Genomic DNA, 15,676 nt, shown 5'->3' on the forward strand with positions numbered 1-15,676 from the left:
GTCACCCCACCTACTTGATAGCGCCGGGACCTATATCGCGGCTAATGCGTGCGCGGAGCGCACCGAGCCGCCTGGCGAACTCCGGCGACTCCAAAGACTCCAGTTGGGGCGCTATCTCGATGTTGACCGCGGCTTCGTGGGACGGCTCGACGGCGGTCGCGCGCATCGATTTCTTGGTCGCGATGACGAGTTCGCGGGGTGCCTCGGCGGCCGGGCCGGCGAGTTCCACAGCGGCTTCGAGAAGTTGGTCGTGGTTCCCATCGACCGTCCGCATGGTGAGACGGGCGGCCTCGGCGGCGGCCGCGTCGAGCACTTCGCCGAACAACGTCATCGCGGTCGCGCGCTGGCTCCCGACCGCGCGCTGGAGCATCCAGGTCATGCCGCCACCCGGGTGCAGTCCGAGTTCGAGGAACCGGGCGACGAACTTCGCGCGCGGACCGGCCAGCCGGACGTCGGCGGCCAGCGCCAGGTTGAGCCCGGCGCCGACGGCGGCCCCGCCGACCGCGGCGATGGTCGGCAAGGTGCACCTGGCCACCGAGAGGAAGCCCTCGTAGATCGCCCGCAGTCCTTCTTCCTTCGCCTCGCCCAGCGCGGAGAGGTCGGCCCCGGCGCAGAAACCGGGCGGGGTGCCGGTGACCACCACGGCGTGCACGCCCTCGTCGGCCTCCGCGGCGGCGACTTCGGCGGCCAGCCGAGCGGAAAGGTCCAGGGTGAGGGCGTTGCGGGTGTCCGGGGCGTCGATGGTGAGCACGGCGACCTTGCCGCGCTTCTCGCTGCGGATCATCCGTCCATCATGCGCTCGGGTTCGGCGGGCGCTCCAGCAGCCTCGACAACACCACGGTGGACACGGTCCGGTCGACGATCTCCAGTCCGCGCAGGCGTTCGAGCGCGGTTTCCAGCTGGTGGATGTCCCCGGCGCGCAGGTGCACGATGGCGTCGGCGGCACCGGTGACGGTGTAGGCGGCGACCACCTCCGGCAGCGGTTCGAGGCGGGCGCGGATGCGGGCGGGCGCGATGTTGCCCTGGCAGTGCACCTCGACGAAGGCCTCGGTGCCCCAGCCCAGCGCCTCCGGGTTGACCACCGCGGTGAACCCCTTGAGCACCCCGGTCTCCAGCAGCCGGTCGACGCGGCGCTTGACCGCGGGCGCGGACAGCCCGACCACCTTGCCGATCTCGGCGTAGCTGGATCGCGCGTTGGTCACCAGACACGAAACGATCCGCTGGTCGATGGTGTTCATTCGCAATGTTTAGCACGAATATGCGCAAGGAACGGCGATTGCTTGCACAGTCAGGTCACCCTTACCTTGGCGCTATGACGGTTGTCGATCAGGCTGTGCGGGACGCGGTGCGCGTTCCGACCACGCGCCGGTACCTCATGTGCGAGCCGCGGTACTTCGCGGTCGAGTACTCGATCAACCCCTGGATGGACCCGAGCAAACCGGCGAGCGCCGAGCGCGCCGTCGAGCAGTGGCGCGAGCTGCGGGACACCTACCGCCGCCTCGGCCACACCGTGGAGGAGATCACCCCGCAGCCGGGCCTGCCGGACATGGTCTTCTCGGCGAACTCCGGCACGGTGATCGACGGCCGCGTGCTCGGCTCGCGGTTCCGCGCGCCGCAGCGGACCGCCGAGGCCGAGCACTTCCGCCGCTGGTTCGTCGAGCACGGCTACCGCGACCTGACCATGCCGTCCAAGATCAACGAGGCGGAGGGCGACTTCGCCTGGACCGGCCGCCTGCTGCTGGCGGGCACCGGCTTCCGCACCGATCCCGAGGCACACGGCGAGGCGCAGGAGGCGCTGGGCGTGCCGGTGGTCTCGCTGCGGTTGATCGACCCGAAGTTCTACCACCTGGACACCGCGCTCTTCGTGCTCGCGGAGGCCACCGACAGCACCCCGGCGCAGGTCGCCTACTACCCGGCGGCCTTCTCGGCGGGCTCCCTGCGCGTGCTGCGCCGGCTCTTCCCGGACGCCGTCGAAGCCACCGCCGCCGACGCCGAGTGCTTCGGCCTCAACGCGGTCTCCGACGGCCGGAACGTGGTGCTGCCGGTCGAGGCCACCGCGCTGGGCGCCCGCCTCGCCGAGCGCGGCTACGAACCGGTGTACGTCGACATCTCGGAACTGCGCAAGGCGGGCGGCGGCCCCAAGTGCTGCACGATGGAGATCCGCAAGTAGTCAGACGAACAGCAGGGCCAGTGCGAGCACGCTGACGCCGATCACGGCCAGCAGCAGCGTGCCCTCCCTGGTCAGCGCCGGGCCGTCTCGGCGATCGCGGTGAGCGCCGCGGCACGGGAGCGCCACGAGTAGTCGGCGACCGAGGCCCGGAGCTGTTCCGGAGTGGACGAGCCGCCCCGGTGCAGGGTCTCGCGGACCGCTTCGACGAACCGGGCGTGCCCCGACGTCGCGCGCACGCGGCCGTCGTACTTCGCCAGTTCGGCGAACTCCGTGCTGACCACGGGCAGCCCGAGCGCAAGATATTCCTTGAGCTTGATGGGGTTCGAGTGGTGAATCCATGGGGTGTCCTGCCAGGGCATGAGTGCGACGTCGAAACCGGAGCCGTACGCGGGAATGGTTTCGTACGAACGGAAGCCCAGCCAGTACACGTTCGGGTACTTGTCGAAGCGGTCCATCGGGTGGCCCGAGTCGCCGATCAGCACGAGGGAGGCTTCCGGCAGCTCGGCGGCCACGCGCTCGAGCAGTTCGAAGTCGACCACGAACTCGTCCAGCGCGCCGAAGAACCCGATCCGGGGACCCGGGATCCGGCGCAGGTCGGCAGGCTGCTCGGAGACCGGCCGCGGCCGGAAGTGGTCGACGTCCACGCCGTGGTCGAGGAAGTGCGCGCGCTCGCCGGTCAGCGACCGCTCCTCGTCCATCAGGGCCTGGCTGACGTAGAGCACGGTGTCGGCGCCGCGCATCAGGCCGCGTTCCAGCTCCTGGATGGTCGCGCGGTCCGATTCGGGGAAGTCGGAGTGCCGGTCCGAGCGGTTGTAGACCAGCGAGCGGCGGGCCATCGGGCGCACCACGTCCCAGGCGGTCGGAATGGTCACCATGATCACCGGCTGCCGCAGGCCCAGCGCCCGGCTCACCGCCGTCACCTGCGCGCGCACCACGAAGGCGTTGATCCGGCGCAGCAGCGGGGAACCGTAGAACGGCAGCGGCAGCGGCGACATCACGTGGAAGTTCGGCAGCTCGGGCAGCGGCCGCCGGACCAGCATCGCCACGCTGCGCAGCTTCCGCAGGATCTTCCGGACCACCTGGGTGCTGCGGCCCGGTGACGGCATGCGCATGCCGATGCTGTTGACCACCAGCACCTTCCGGTGCTCGGCGACCGCGCGCATCAGCTGGAAGTCGGAATGGGCCCGGTTGTGGTACCACCAGTCCTGCGCGGAGAAGCAGATGTACCCGGTGTCCTCCCCGGGCGGCGACGGCCAGCGCCGCCAGCGAACCAGGTCGCGCAGCGCGAGCCGGTGCTTCGGCCCCCGCCGGACCCGCAGCAGTTCGTTGAGCACCACGGCGAACCACATCGCCAGCGCGGCGAGCCGTCCGGCGCGCTGGCGCCGCAGGCGCACCCGGTTCGTCGTCGCCATCGACCAGAGCTCGGGCGAGGTCGACTGCTCGCCGCCGAGGTGGGTCGCCGCGGCCCGCGGGGCGAAGCGGACCGCGAACCCCGCGTCGCCCGCCCGGAGCATGTACTCGGTTTCCTCGGAGTAGAGGAAGTAGCGCTCTTCGAGGCGGCCGGTCGCGGCGAGGCACTCCCGCGAGACCAGCCACGCGGCGCCGGTCGCCCAGTCCGCCGTGCCGGGTTCGCGGTACCGGCTGTGGCGGACCACGAGCTCGCCGAAGGCCGGGACGAGCCCGGCCCTGGTGCCGCCGAGCAGCGCCTCACCCAGCGCGCGCAGGGCGGTCGGCTTGCGGCGCAGGGAGAACGCCGGGCGGCCGATCTTGTCCAGCAGCAAGGGGACCGCGATGCCGGTGCCCGGCACCTCCAGCGCCTCCCGCAGGGCCCGGATCGCGCCCGGTTCGAGCCGGATGTCCGGGTTCAGCACGAGCACGTCCGCGCCACCGGCCGCGGTGATGCCCGCGTTGACCCCGGCCGCGAAGCCGAGGTTGCCGGGCAGGCGGACGATCTCGGCCTCCGGGCAGGTGGTCGCGGCCACTTCGAGCGTGCCATCGCCGGAGTTGTTGTCCACCACGATGATCCGCGCGTCCGCGATGCCCTCCAGCGCGATCCGCACCGAACCCAGGCACTCGGCCAGCACGTCCGCGCTGTGGTAGGTCACCACCACCACGGCGAGTGGTTCGGTCATCTCGTCACCCGCCGCGCCGCCGCCCCCGCCAGCAGGCGCAACGCGAACGGCGCGTCGTCGACGAAGTACCGGCGCGCCAGGCGTTTCGGCTCCAGCGCCAGCCGGTGCAGCCACTCGCCGCCCAGGCGCTGCACCCGCTCGGAGGCCCGTTTGAACTCACCGGCGGCCATCGGGATGCCCGCCCCGCAGCCGACGTACCAGGCCTCCGGGTGCACCTCGCGCAACCGCTCGATCAGCCGCTCCTGCTTGGGGAAACCGAGTCCGACCAGCACCAGGTCCGGGTTCGCCGCCCGCACCCGGTCGATCACCTCGGCCAGTTCGGCGGGGTCGCGCTCGAACCCGAACGGCGGCGAGTGCGTGCCTGCCACCTTCAGTTCCGGGTACTGCGCGCTCAACGCGTCGGCGGCGGCCTCCGGTACCCCGGGCTCACCGCCGAGCAGGTAGATCGAGCGACCGGCGGCGGCCGCGGCGGCGGACAGCGAGAACACCAGCGAGGAGCCGGTGACGCGTTCGGGCAGGTCGTCCCCGGCCAGCCGGGCCGCCCACACCAGCGGCATGCCGTCGGCGACCACCACGTCCGCCTGCCGGATCAGCTCGGCCAGTTCGGGGCGGCGGGTGGCCGCGCGGGCGATGTCGACGTTCGCGGTGACGACCCAGCCGCCCGCACCGCGGGTCCACGCGTGGTCGACGAGTTCGACGAGTCCGGTTTCGGTCAGCGGCGCTATTTCCAGCACACCGACCGTTACCGTTTCCTGCCTGGTTCGAACGCTGACCAGCTCAGCAGTCATGCACGCCGCCTCGAATTCCGGGGGGTGGGGAATTGCGCGACCGCGGGATGATCAGGGGTCGCGTGGAATTTAGTCGACCCGGCCCGGAAAACGTTACAGCTTCTCGTTCACCGCAATGGAACCGGAGATGAAGCTTCGGCGACGAGCAGTTCCGGCGGCGCCGATCCGTCGGCCGGAACGGTGAAGACGGAAGATTTCTGACCGTCCCCGGGAACTCGTCCATAGGCCAATCGGGTGTTGTCCAGCCAGACCGCCTGGTCGTCGATTCCGGTGGTTCCGGGAAGAACCTGCTCGTGGCGACTGGTCAGATCGAGCACCCCCAGTTCCCATTGCCCGAAGCGCCCGACCCGCTTTTTGTACGCCACCTTGGTGCCATCGGGTGAAAGTGACGGGCATTCGGGTCCCGGTCGCACTTCCACCATGGTTCTGGTGATCAGGTCGCCTTTCACCAACCAGGTGCGGTTCTGGGAAGAAACCGTCGCGTAGAAGGTGCGGTCATCACCGGCGACGGTCACGCCCCAGTAATTGCGGTCCGCCGAGAGCAGTGGTTCCCCGGCCACCGTGGTGGAGAAGTCCTCAAGGGACTCGACGAGCGCACCGGTGCGCAGGTCGAGCACGCCGGTGCGGGTGGAGAAGCCGCCGGGCACCGCGTACGAGTCGCCGGTGACGAACGAGGTCCACGAGACGATCTGGCCGGAGGCGGACACCCTGGCGCGGTTGGGGATCCCGGCCAGGCCGAGCGTGCGCAGGGCGCGGCCGTCCGCGCCGAGCACGGCCACCTCGTAGCTGGGACCCGGTCCGGCCAGGCGCAGGCACACCGTGGTGCCCGCCGCCGAGTAGACCCGCTGGCAGCGTTCCGCGGTGTCCTGCCGCGGCCCGTCCGGATCGGACAGCGGCACCCGCTGCACCACGTCCCGGCCGTCGGACTGGTCGATGAACAGCAGGTCACCGGGGATGGGCGCGCCCACCGAGGCGCCCGCGCGCTCGGTGGCCGAGGTCCAGAAGACGTACCCGCCGCCGGCCAGCACCACCAGGACCATCGCCACGATCCCCGCCCCCACGCGGTGTTCACGCAGCCAGCGCATCCGACCTCCGCTGTCGCACCAGGAACGCCGACCCGGCCAGCGCCAGCACGAAGGCGATGAGCACCAGCAACACCGCCGAACGCATGGTCATCGCGGCCAGCAGGAAACCGAAGGCCACCGAGGAGACCAGGCGCGCCACGGCCTGTCCGGTCTGGACCACGGCCAGTCCGCTGGCCCGCAGCGACTCCGGCACCAGCGGCCCAGCGCAGGCCATCAGCACCCCGTCCGTGGCCGCGTAGAACAGGCCGTGGCCGAGCAGCGCGGCGATCGCGACCGGGAAGCCGCCGCCGGGCACCAGCAGCACCGCGTACACCCCGAGCAGCACCACGTGCCCGGCGAAGAACACCGGCCAGCGTCCGAACCGGTCGGCGGCCAGGCCCATCGGCACCGCCGCGGCCAGGAACACCAGCGCGGTGCCCAGCGGCAGCAGCGGCAGGAGTTCCAGCGGCACGCCGGAGGTCTTCTGCAGCACCACAAAAACGAAGGCGTCGCTGATGGTGACCAGGCCGAGCAGGCCGGCCGCGAGGGTGATCCGCCGGATGCGGCGGTCGCGCAGCAACCCGGCGCAGGCCCGCCAGGACACCGGTGAGCGCGCCGGTTTCGGGGACGGTGGTTCGTGCTCGCGGACGAAGGTCGCCAGCACGATGCAGCCCAGCACGGCGAAGCAGAAGCTGACCACAAAAACCGGGGAGGCGCCGGTGCCCAGTTCGGCCAGGATCCAGAAAGTGACCAACGGGCCGAGCAGCGCGCCGAAGGTGTCCATCGCCCGGTGCACGCCGAACGCGCGGCCGAGCCGTCCCGGCGGGGTGGCCAGGGTGATCAGCGCGTCGCGCGGCGCGGTGCGCAGGCCCTTGCCCGCGCGGTCGAAGGCGAGCACCCCGCCGATGCCCGCGCCCGAGGCGCCGACCAGCGGGAAGGCCAGTTTGGCCAGTGCCGAGGTGCCGTACCCGGCCAGGGCGACCATTTTCGGTTTGCGCAGGCGATCGGAGACAAAGCCCCCGAACAACCGCAGCATCGCGGTGGCCCCGTTGTACAGCCCGTCGAGCAGTCCGAACTGGACATAACCGAGCTGCAACGTGTACAGCAGGTAGACCGGCAGGAACGCGGTGATCATTTCGGCGGACACGTCGGTGAGCAGGCTGACGAACCCCAGCGCGAACACCGTGGAGGGCAGCTTTCCGCCCGCCACCGGCTTTTCGGTGACCCGTGGGCTGTTCCGCGTAGTCAGATACACCAGTCGGCGCCTTTCGTCCGGCTGTTGCATCGATTAACCGGCCCATGCCGTTATCGGCCGCCAGGTCTCGGATCGGCATCCTTCGGTAACGGGCCGCCGAAACGACCCGATTAGCCGAGCATGCCGGTTGCGGTGATCGTGACCTACAACAGTGCTCGTGATCTTCCCGCGTTGCTCGCGGGGCTCGCCGAAGCGGATCTCCCCGCCGTGGTGGTCGACAACGATTCCGGGGACAACACCGTCGCCGTGGCCAGGGAAGCGGGGGCGCGGGTGGTGGAAACCGGGGCGAATCTCGGTTACGCGGGCGCGCTCAACGTGGCTTGGCGCCACGTCGGCGCGCGGGACGCGGTGCTGGTGCTGAACCCGGATTCCACTGTGGATGGCGAATCGGTGCGCGCGCTGGTGCGGGCGGCCGGAGAGGGCGTGGGCGTGGCGGTGCCGGTGCTCAGGGAGGCGGACGGGGCGCTGGCCCGGTCGCGCCGCTTCGAGCCGTCCCGGCGGCGCGCGCTGGTCGACGCCCTGCTCGGCAGGCGCGCGGCGTGGCTCCCGTCGGGCTGGAGCGAGACCGAATGGGCCGAAAGCGCGTACCGGCCCGGTGCCGCCGATCCCGAATGGACCTGTGGTGCGGCCCTGTTGATCACGGCTCGTTGCCGGGAACTGGTGGGGGACTGGGACGAACGGTTCTGGCTCTACTCCGAAGAGGTCGATTTCTTCCGCCGCGTCCGGGCCACCGGCCTGCGCACGGTTTTCGTGCCCGAAGCCACGGTGACCCACCGCGGTGGCGGTTCGGGTTCCGGGCCCGCGTTCACCGCCCTGCTCGCGGTCAACCGGGTGCGGTACTTCGCCAAGTACCACGGTCGTGGTGCGGTCGCGGTCTTCCGCTCGCTGGTGGCCCTGCACGAACTGCTGCGCTTCCGCGACGCCGGGCACCGGGCGGCCTTCAGAGCTGTTGTGAGACGGGAATGTGCTGGATGACCGATTTCGCCGTGCTGACGCCGAGTTACGCACCGGATGCGCCGCTGTTCGAGGCGTTGCACCGGTCCGTGCTCGACCACACCGACGCGGTGCACTACGTGGTGGTGCCGCCCGCGGACCGCGCGTTGTTCGCGCGTTACGAGGGTGACCGTTGTCGCGTGTGGACTTACCCGGAACTGTTGCCGAAGCGGTACCTGGCCACGCCGAAACCGGGCATTTGGCTCAACGCCAGGCGCCCGTGGCCGCCGGTGCGCGGCTGGGTGCTGCAGCAGGCGGTGAAACTGGCCGCCGCCGCGCGGTTCGACGCGCGGGCCGTGCTGATGATGGACTCCGACGTGGTGCTGGTCCGGCGCACCACGGCGGAGAGCTTCGCGGTGAACGGCCGGATCGGCTTGTTCCGCGCGGAGAACGCGGTGCACGCCGGCATGCCGAGGCACGTGCGGTGGCACGCCGTCGCCCGTGAACTGCTCGGGCTGCCGCCGTCGGCCGGGCCGCCGCTGCCGGACTACGTGAGCCCGTTCAACGTCTGGGAGCCCGCAGTGGTCCGGTTGCTGCAGAACCGGATCCAGGAGGTCACCGGCAAGAGCTGGCTCGACCTGTTCACCGGGCAGCTGCACATCTCGGAGTTCATCCTCTACGGCGTGTTCGCCGACGAGGTGCTCGGCGGTTCCATTCCCCGGGTGCCCTCGGATTCGCTGTACTGCCACACCTACTGGGACACCACCCCGCTCGACGAGGCCGGTGCGCGGGAGTTCGCCGGCCGGCTCGCCCCGGACGCGCTGGCCGTGATGATCTCCGCGAAATCCGGCACCTCCCCCGAAAACCGGCACGTGGCGCTGAGGGCCTGCGCCGAAGCGACCAGATAGGACCGATCATGCGCGCATTCGGCTCGGCGGACTTCACCCGTGCCTTCGACCAGGTGGTGCTCGCCGGGAGCTGGCAGGAGGAGCCGCAGTACTACCCGCGGTACCAGACCCGGTACGAGGCGGTGTTGCACCGGTTCGCCGCGCTGGCCCCGGAAGAGCCGGTGGACGTGCTGGAGGTCGGCGGCGGTCAGCTCGCGGCGATGGCCAGGCACCTGTGGTCCGACCGCGCGACGGTCGCCGACATCACCGACGCGTGCTTCCCGACGTTGGCCGAGCAGGGCATCGAGACTTTCCGCTTCAACCTCGCGGTGGACGAGAGCGGCGGGGACCGGAAGTTCGACGTGATCCTGCTGTCCGAGGTGATCGAGCACCTGCCGGTCCCGGGGCACGTCGCGCTCCGGCGGCTGCGGGCCATGCTGCGCCCCGGTGGGTACCTGATCTGCACCACGCCGAACCTGTACCGGTTGCGGAACATCGTGTACCTGGCACTGGGGCGGCCGATCTTCGACCACTTCGACACCCCCGGGGACAAGGGGTGCGGGCACGTGCTGGAGTACTCGGCCGAGCACCTGCGCTGGCAGATAGAACGCGCCGGTTTCGCCGACATCGAGCTGGAGCTGCGGGAGTTCGCGCACGTGCCGAACCGCCGCACGGACCGGCTGCTGATGCGCGTGGGCAAGCCGCTGCTGCGAGTCCCCCGTTTCCGGGACAACCTGCTGGCCACGGCGGTGGCCCCCTGATCCGCTGAACGCCGACCAAGCGGGGGCCGCGAGGGTGTAATTTACGAATTACGCACGGCGTTCGGATGGTGACCCGTTCGGTCGCCGTTGGCCTCGGGGAGGGGACCAGCTTGAGCGCGCCTGACCAGCCACCGGCGTACACGCCGCCCGGCGGTGGCTTCCTGGACCAACTCGGCGAGAGCGTGGGGCAACTGGGTAAACTGGCCCATGCCACTGGGGGTGCCGCCAATGCCCCAGCAGGTGGCTACTCGTTCGAACCGGAACAACTGCTCGAGATCGCCCGCGAGTGGGATGAGCTGGCTGATGGCTACATGGCGGACATGGAGCATGCGGAGGTGCTCGCGCGGGTGGAGGGGCCGGGTGCTGAATACGCTTCGGGGGACAACGCTCAGCTCGTGTGCCGATCGGGTGAAGCACTGTTGTCCGCGTTGCGGGGCCGGGTCGACTACTGCCGAGCCCAGGCCGAGAAGTTCCGCGCCGCAGCCGGGCAGTACGCCGAAGCCGAGTCCAGTGCCGGTGACCAGATCGGCAACCAAGGAGGTTCGCTCTAGCATGCGTCGCCCCACCCGGAACCTGCTCTGGGCAGCGTGCCTGGTGCTGCTGCTCGGCGGCTGCGGAGGCAACGACGTACCCGGCACGCCGACCGTGTCCACCACAGACGCGAGCGAACCGCCCGCCGCCCAATCCGACGCGCCCGGTCACGGTGCCCCCAAGGTCGACAACCCGCTCGACACCAGCGGGCCGGAGGCGCAGCCTTGCGAAAACCTGACCGATGCGCAGGTCACCGGCCTGCTCGGGGCGGACATCAACGAAACCAGGGACGACCGTTCGGGCCCGGGTTGCAGGTGGCACAGCTACGGGTCGCAGGCCGCCTCTGTGTCAGTCAACTTTCCGAAGGTCACCGACAACGGCCTCACCGCCATCTATGGCGCGGCGAAGAGCCAGCAGTACAAGTTCTTCAAGGAGATGAGCCCCGTGCGCGGTTATCCGGCCGTCGCCTGGGATACCACGGACGAGACCATGACTAGGGGTGAGTGCCACGTCGCCGTGGGCACCTCGGATCGGTCCACGGTGGAAGCGGCGGTCTCGTTATCGCAAAAGAACGTGGGCACGAAGGATCCCTGTGCGGCCGCGCATCAGGTGCTCGACCTGGTCATCGGCAACATCCAGGGCCGCAACTGAGCGCCCTGAGCAGCGGTAACGAATCCTCGCGGGAGGCGACTACACCAGTGACGCCTGGGCGCCCCAGGACCGGCTCGTGGAGGGGTAGATGGACTTCTGGGGATTCGTTCAGCTCGCCCGGAGGCGGTGGTACGTGGTACTCCCCGCCCTCGCCGTGGCGCTTGGGCTGACCGCGTTCACCTACCTCTCGATCCCGACGCGCTACAGCTCCTCCGGCACCCTCGTGCTCACCGCGCCGTCCACCGGGGCCAAGGTGACCGCCGACCCGACCGAGGGCTCGCTGACCAACCCGCTCCTCTCCTTCGACGGCAGCCTGGTCATCTCCGCGCAGATCGTCTCCCAGATCCTCAACGACCCCCTGACCAAGGAGCAGGTCGGCGCCGGGCCGGAGTCGGGGAGCACCTACCTGGCCAACAACGGCCAGACCAACGGCCCCTTCGTGTTTGTCACCACCGAAGCCACCTCCGAGCAGGAGAGCCGCGACCTCGTGGCCCGCGTCCTGGAGCGCGCGCGCACCGAACTGGACAACCGCCAGCGCGCGGTGCAGGCGCCCGAGTCGACCTTCATCAAGGCGCAGGAACTCGTGCAGCCCACCCAGCCGGAACCGCTTACCGGCGGCAAGATCCGGTTCGCCGGCGCCGCGCTGGTGCTGTCGCTGCTGCTGACCCTGGCCGGCACCTTCGCCTTCGACAGCGTGGCCCGCGCGATGCGGCGCCGCCGTGAAGAAGCCGCCGAGGTAGCCGCCGAGGCCAAGAGCGAGCCGCGCGCCCGGCCACGGCTGGAGAACGGGCAGCCGGACGACGACGCGACCGTGTTCATCGCGAGCGTCGGGCCCCTGCCGTCCGAGCCAAGACGCTGACGGGAACCGGCGTGCAGACCGCGCCCCTCGTCGGCCGGGCCGAGCCGATCTGGAAGCGGATCGACGGCGCCGGGCTGGTGTGCATCTACCTCGCCATGCTGCTGATCATCCCGGCCCGCCTGGTGTTCTCGCGCATCCCGATGACGCTGGCGCCGACCATCGCCTTCGCCGCGCTGCTCGGCGTGCTGTGGTTGTGCAGCCAACTGGTCGACACCCTCGGCGTGGCCAAGGGGCACAACGCCCCGCGCGTCGCGCTCGCCTGCTTCCTCGCCGCGAACCTGATCACCTACGGCGTCGCGACCCGGCGGCACCTGCCCGACGACGAGCTGAACCTGGCCGACAGCGGGATGATCCGGATCACCGCGATGACCGCGATCGGGGTTTTCGTCTGCGACACGGTGACCGTGCGCGACCGGCTGAACCGGGTGCTGCGCGTGCTGGTCAGCGTGATCGCGATCTGCGCGGGCATCGGGCTGGTCCAGTTCGCGCTGGACATCGACCTGACGCAGTACCTGCAACTGCCCGGACTGAAGGCCACTTCGGAGTACAGCAACCCGGAACGCGCCAGCTTCCGCCGGCCGTCCGGCACCACCAACCACCCGATCGAATTCGGCGTGGTGTGCGCGCTGGCCATCCCGTTCGCCGCGCACTACCTGTTCCGCGCGATGGACCGGGGTGAACCGCGCTGGAAGTGGGCGCTGTGCCTGGCCATGGTCGGCGGTGGCGCGCTGGTTTCGTTGTCCCGCACGGCGATCCTCAGCCTGGCGGTGGTGCTGCTGGTGGTGGTCGCCACCGTGCGCGGACGGCGGCGGCTGGTGGTCGCGGGCATGTCGCTCGGCTTCGCGTCGGCCGCGGTGCTGGCGGTGCCCGGCCTGTTCGGCACCCTGTACGGCCTGTTCGCCAACATCGACACCGATCCCAGCGTCACCTCGCGCACCGACGACTACGACGAGGCTTGGCGCCACATCGCGCTCCACCCGTTGTCCGGCCGCGGCTTCGGCACCTTCCTGCCGGACAAGTACCTGATCCTGGACAACCAGTACCTGATGACGTTGATCGAAACCGGCTGGATCGGCCTGGTCACCTTCGTCGGCATGTTCGTGGTCGGGCTGTACGCGGCGGTGCGCGTGTGCGTGATCAGCCGGAACCGGGAGATGCGCAGCCTGGCCGGCGCGATGATCTCGGCGATGCTGATCGCGTTGATCTCGGCGGCCACCTTCGACCTGCTGAGCTTCAGCGTGATCGCCGGGCTCAGCTTCTTCTCCGTCGGCCTGTGCGGTTCGCTGCTGCGCGTCGCCCGCGCCGAGAACCCGCCGCCCGCCAGGGTCGGCCGCGTCACCTGGACCGAGAAACTCAAGGCGAGCCTGAAGGCGGGGGCGGAATGACCACCCAGGAAGAGGCCCCGCCGAAGGTCCGGCGGGCGCTGGTGCTGAGCCTGCTGAACACGGTGATCGGCAAGTTCGGCGGCTTCTTCGTCTCGCTGCTGCTCGCCCGGCTGCTCGCGCCGGAGGACTTCGGTGTGTTCGCCGTGGCGCTGGTCGCGTTGCAGGCCGTGCTGTCGTTGAACGAACTGGGCGTGAGCCTGGCGATCGTCCGGTGGCAGGGCGATCCGCGCACGATCGCGCCGACGGTCACCACGATTTCCACGGTGTCCAGCGCGTTGCTGTACGTCGGATGCTGGTTCGGCGCGCCCGCGTTCGCCGAGGCGATGGGCTCACCGGAGGCCGTCGGCGTGCTGCGGCTGCTGTGCGTGTCGGTGTTGATCGACGGGGTGACCGCGACCGCCGTGCAGTTGGTGAACCGCGCGTTCCGGCAGGGCGCGCAGCTGGCGGCAGACCTGCTGAACCTGGTGGTCACCTGCGGCCTGACGGTGACGCTGGCGCTGAACGGAGCCGGGGCGTGGAGCCTGGCGTGGGGGCAGCTGGCGGGCAACGCGTTGTCCGCGCTGATGTTGCTCAAGCTGGTCGACTACTGGCCGCGACCCGGGTTCGACCGGCGGCAGGCCAAGGAGCTGCTGGCGTTCGGCCTGCCGCTGGCGGCGGCGAGCTTTGTCGTTTTTGCCATGCTGAACGTGGACTACGTGGTGATCGGCAGGCTGCTGGACGTCACCGCGCTCGGTTTCTACGTGGTGGCGTTCAACCTGGCGAGCTGGCCGGTGAACACGTTCTCCGTGGTGATGCGGAGGGTTTCCCTGGCGGCTTTCGCCCGGGTGCAGGACGAAGTTTCGTCACGCGGCGAGGCGCTGACGCGGCTCGCGGTGATCCTGGCGGTGCCGACCCTGCCGGTGTGCGCGGCGCTGGGCGTGCTGGCGCTGCCCGCGGTGACCACTTTGTACGGTGGCAAGTGGGCTGCCGCGGCGGCGGTCGTGCAGTTCCTCGCGATCCTCGGGGTGGTCCGGGTTTTCGCCGAGTTGTGCTACGACTTCCTGGTCGCGCTGGGCCGGTCGCGGACCTGTTTGTGGTTGCAGGTCGGGTGGTTCGGCTCGCTGGTCGTCGCGCTCCCGATCGGCGCGCTGTGGAACGGGATCGCCGGGGTGGCCGCGCTGCACGCGCTGGTGGCGGCGCTGGTGATCCTGCCCGCGTTCGCCTGGATGGTGCGGCGGACGGGGGTTTCGCTGCGGCAGCTGGGGTCCGCGTTGCTGCGGCCGGTGCTCGGCGTCGTGGTGATGATCGCGGTGATGTTCGGGGTTCGCCTGCTGACCGAACCGTCGGCGCTGCAACTGTTCCTCGGCGTGGGGCTGGGGCTCCTGGGATACCTGCCGTTCGTCTGGCCGCTGCGGCACCACCTGCGCGAACTACGTTAGGACGCGGTCGAGCGTGGCGTAACCGGCCGGCTCCCAGGTCGGTTTGCCGCCGGGCAGGCCGAGCCGCCCGTTGCGCCCGATCATGATCAGGCCGAGCGCCCGCAGGATGGCCCAGCCGCGGGCGCGCAGGATGGTCGCTTCGTCGGCTTTCCCGTAGGCGTCGAAGAACCGGCTCGCCCCGCCTTCGGGCAACAGGATCCAGGCGGCGGAGAGATCGGCGGCGGGGTCGCCCGCGCACAACTCGCCGAAGTCGAGCACCCCGGCGAGCGTCCCGTCCCGGGTGACCACGTTGGCCGGGTGCAGGTCGCCGTGCAGCCAAAGCGGTGGACCGTCCCACACGGGCGCGGCGAGGGCCGCCTCCCAGACGTCCCGCGCGCGGTCGTCGAGGTCGGGCGACCATTCGGCCAGCGGGCCGCCGCGCATGGGATTGACGGGCGCGTCGGCGGGGGCCGGTTCGTGCAGCGCGCTCAGGAACTCGCCGAGCACCTCGGCGGCGTCGGCGCGGGTGATCGGTGCGTGATCGGCCGGTTCACCGTCGACCCAGCGGGCGATCGTCCAGGTGTGCTCGAACAGCTCCGACGGCTCGCCCGTGCGCACCGGAACGGGCGTGGGCACCGGCAGGCGGTCCGCCAGCACCGGCAGCCACTTCCGTTCCATGGCCAGCAGGCCGGGCGCCCGCTCGGAGCGCGGCAGGCGCACGGCCAGCTCGTCGCCGAGCCGCCACTGCTGGTTGTCCCAGCCGCCGTCGACCTCGCGGAGTTCGAGGTCGGCGAGATCCGGGTGCTGGTCCCGGACCAGCGCGCGCACCAGGTCCGGGTCGAACTTGAAATCGCTCATCGATC

At 70.5% G+C, this 15,676-nt stretch carries 16 protein-coding genes; 9 read left to right on the top strand and 7 right to left on the bottom strand.

The genetic code is table 11. The annotated features are described in order from the left end of the window. Positions 1–10: 10 nt before the first annotated feature. The gene (locus JYK18_RS14935; protein ID WP_206802646.1) at positions 11–784 is read right to left on the bottom strand and encodes an enoyl-CoA hydratase; all 774 of its coding nucleotides are present in this window, start codon (positions 782–784) and stop codon (positions 11–13) included. A 7-nt stretch (positions 785–791) separates the two neighbouring features. After that, positions 792–1,238, bottom strand: coding sequence for an Lrp/AsnC family transcriptional regulator (locus tag JYK18_RS14940; protein ID WP_206802647.1), 447 nt, complete (start codon positions 1,236–1,238; stop codon positions 792–794). A 74-nt stretch (positions 1,239–1,312) separates the two neighbouring features. Between JYK18_RS14940 and ddaH the strand changes: the two genes are divergently transcribed. Then, positions 1,313–2,170, top strand: coding sequence for a dimethylargininase (gene ddaH / locus JYK18_RS14945; RefSeq protein ID WP_374195016.1), 858 nt, complete (start codon positions 1,313–1,315; stop codon positions 2,168–2,170). Positions 2,171–2,241: 71 nt separating this feature from the next. Here the strand turns inward: ddaH and JYK18_RS14950 are convergent, their stop codons facing one another. The 4 genes from JYK18_RS14950 to JYK18_RS14965 form a co-directional block, all read right to left on the bottom strand. Continuing rightward, positions 2,242–4,302 carry a glycosyltransferase gene (locus JYK18_RS14950; protein WP_206802648.1) on the bottom strand — a complete coding sequence of 687 codons (2,061 nt, stop codon included), beginning with the start codon at positions 4,300–4,302 and terminating at the stop codon, positions 2,242–2,244. Continuing rightward, positions 4,299–5,090 carry a WecB/TagA/CpsF family glycosyltransferase gene (locus JYK18_RS14955; RefSeq protein ID WP_206802649.1) on the bottom strand — a complete coding sequence of 264 codons (792 nt, stop codon included), beginning with the start codon at positions 5,088–5,090 and terminating at the stop codon, positions 4,299–4,301. The genes JYK18_RS14950 and JYK18_RS14955 overlap by 4 nt, the downstream gene beginning before the upstream one ends. A 107-nt stretch (positions 5,091–5,197) precedes the next feature. Next, positions 5,198–6,175 carry a hypothetical protein gene (locus JYK18_RS14960; RefSeq protein ID WP_206802650.1) on the bottom strand — a complete coding sequence of 326 codons (978 nt, stop codon included), beginning with the start codon at positions 6,173–6,175 and terminating at the stop codon, positions 5,198–5,200. After that, positions 6,159–7,409, bottom strand: a complete 1,251-nt coding sequence (locus JYK18_RS14965) for an MFS transporter (RefSeq protein WP_374195017.1) — start codon at positions 7,407–7,409, stop codon at positions 6,159–6,161. Before JYK18_RS14965 ends, JYK18_RS14960 begins: the two co-directional genes overlap by 17 nt. Positions 7,410–7,529: 120 nt before the next feature. Here JYK18_RS14965 and JYK18_RS14970 point away from each other — a divergent pair, with 120 nt between their 5' ends. The 8 genes from JYK18_RS14970 to JYK18_RS15005 all read left to right on the top strand — a co-directional run bounded on the left by JYK18_RS14970 (position 7,530) and on the right by JYK18_RS15005 (position 14,834). After that, positions 7,530–8,384 (top strand): glycosyltransferase family 2 protein, encoded by an 855-nt coding sequence (locus tag JYK18_RS14970; RefSeq protein WP_206802652.1) that lies wholly within the window; start codon positions 7,530–7,532, stop codon positions 8,382–8,384. Next, the gene (locus JYK18_RS14975) at positions 8,381–9,250 is read left to right on the top strand and encodes a DUF6492 family protein (protein WP_206802653.1); all 870 of its coding nucleotides are present in this window, start codon (positions 8,381–8,383) and stop codon (positions 9,248–9,250) included. The genes JYK18_RS14970 and JYK18_RS14975 overlap by 4 nt, the downstream gene beginning before the upstream one ends. An 8-nt stretch (positions 9,251–9,258) precedes the next feature. Further along, positions 9,259–9,990 carry a class I SAM-dependent methyltransferase gene (locus JYK18_RS14980; RefSeq protein ID WP_206802654.1) on the top strand — a complete coding sequence of 244 codons (732 nt, stop codon included), beginning with the start codon at positions 9,259–9,261 and terminating at the stop codon, positions 9,988–9,990. 110 nt (positions 9,991–10,100) lie between these two features. Continuing rightward, the gene (locus tag JYK18_RS14985) at positions 10,101–10,541 is read left to right on the top strand and encodes a hypothetical protein (protein WP_206802655.1); all 441 of its coding nucleotides are present in this window, start codon (positions 10,101–10,103) and stop codon (positions 10,539–10,541) included. A gap of 1 nt (position 10,542) precedes the next feature. Next, a complete protein-coding gene (locus JYK18_RS14990) occupies positions 10,543–11,172 on the top strand; it encodes a DUF3558 domain-containing protein (RefSeq protein ID WP_206802656.1) in 630 nt (209 codons plus the stop codon). 88 nt (positions 11,173–11,260) lie between these two features. Next, a complete protein-coding gene (locus JYK18_RS14995) occupies positions 11,261–12,031 on the top strand; it encodes a hypothetical protein (RefSeq protein WP_206802657.1) in 771 nt (256 codons plus the stop codon). Positions 12,032–12,042: 11 nt separating this feature from the next. Beyond that, positions 12,043–13,416: an O-antigen ligase gene (locus tag JYK18_RS47995; protein ID WP_206802658.1), complete on the top strand. Its 1,374-nt coding sequence runs from the start codon at positions 12,043–12,045 to the stop codon at positions 13,414–13,416. Next, positions 13,413–14,834: a lipopolysaccharide biosynthesis protein gene (locus JYK18_RS15005; protein ID WP_206802659.1), complete on the top strand. Its 1,422-nt coding sequence runs from the start codon at positions 13,413–13,415 to the stop codon at positions 14,832–14,834. The genes JYK18_RS47995 and JYK18_RS15005 overlap by 4 nt, the downstream gene beginning before the upstream one ends. Here JYK18_RS15005 and JYK18_RS15010 read toward each other — a convergent pair. Then, a complete protein-coding gene (locus tag JYK18_RS15010) occupies positions 14,826–15,671 on the bottom strand; it encodes an aminoglycoside phosphotransferase family protein (RefSeq protein ID WP_206802660.1) in 846 nt (281 codons plus the stop codon). The two genes, JYK18_RS15005 and JYK18_RS15010, sit on opposite strands and share 9 nt — an antisense overlap. Between the last annotated feature and the right edge of the window lie 5 nt (positions 15,672–15,676).

Source organism: Amycolatopsis sp. 195334CR (genome assembly GCF_017309385.1).
GTDB lineage: Bacteria > Actinomycetota > Actinomycetes > Mycobacteriales > Pseudonocardiaceae > Amycolatopsis.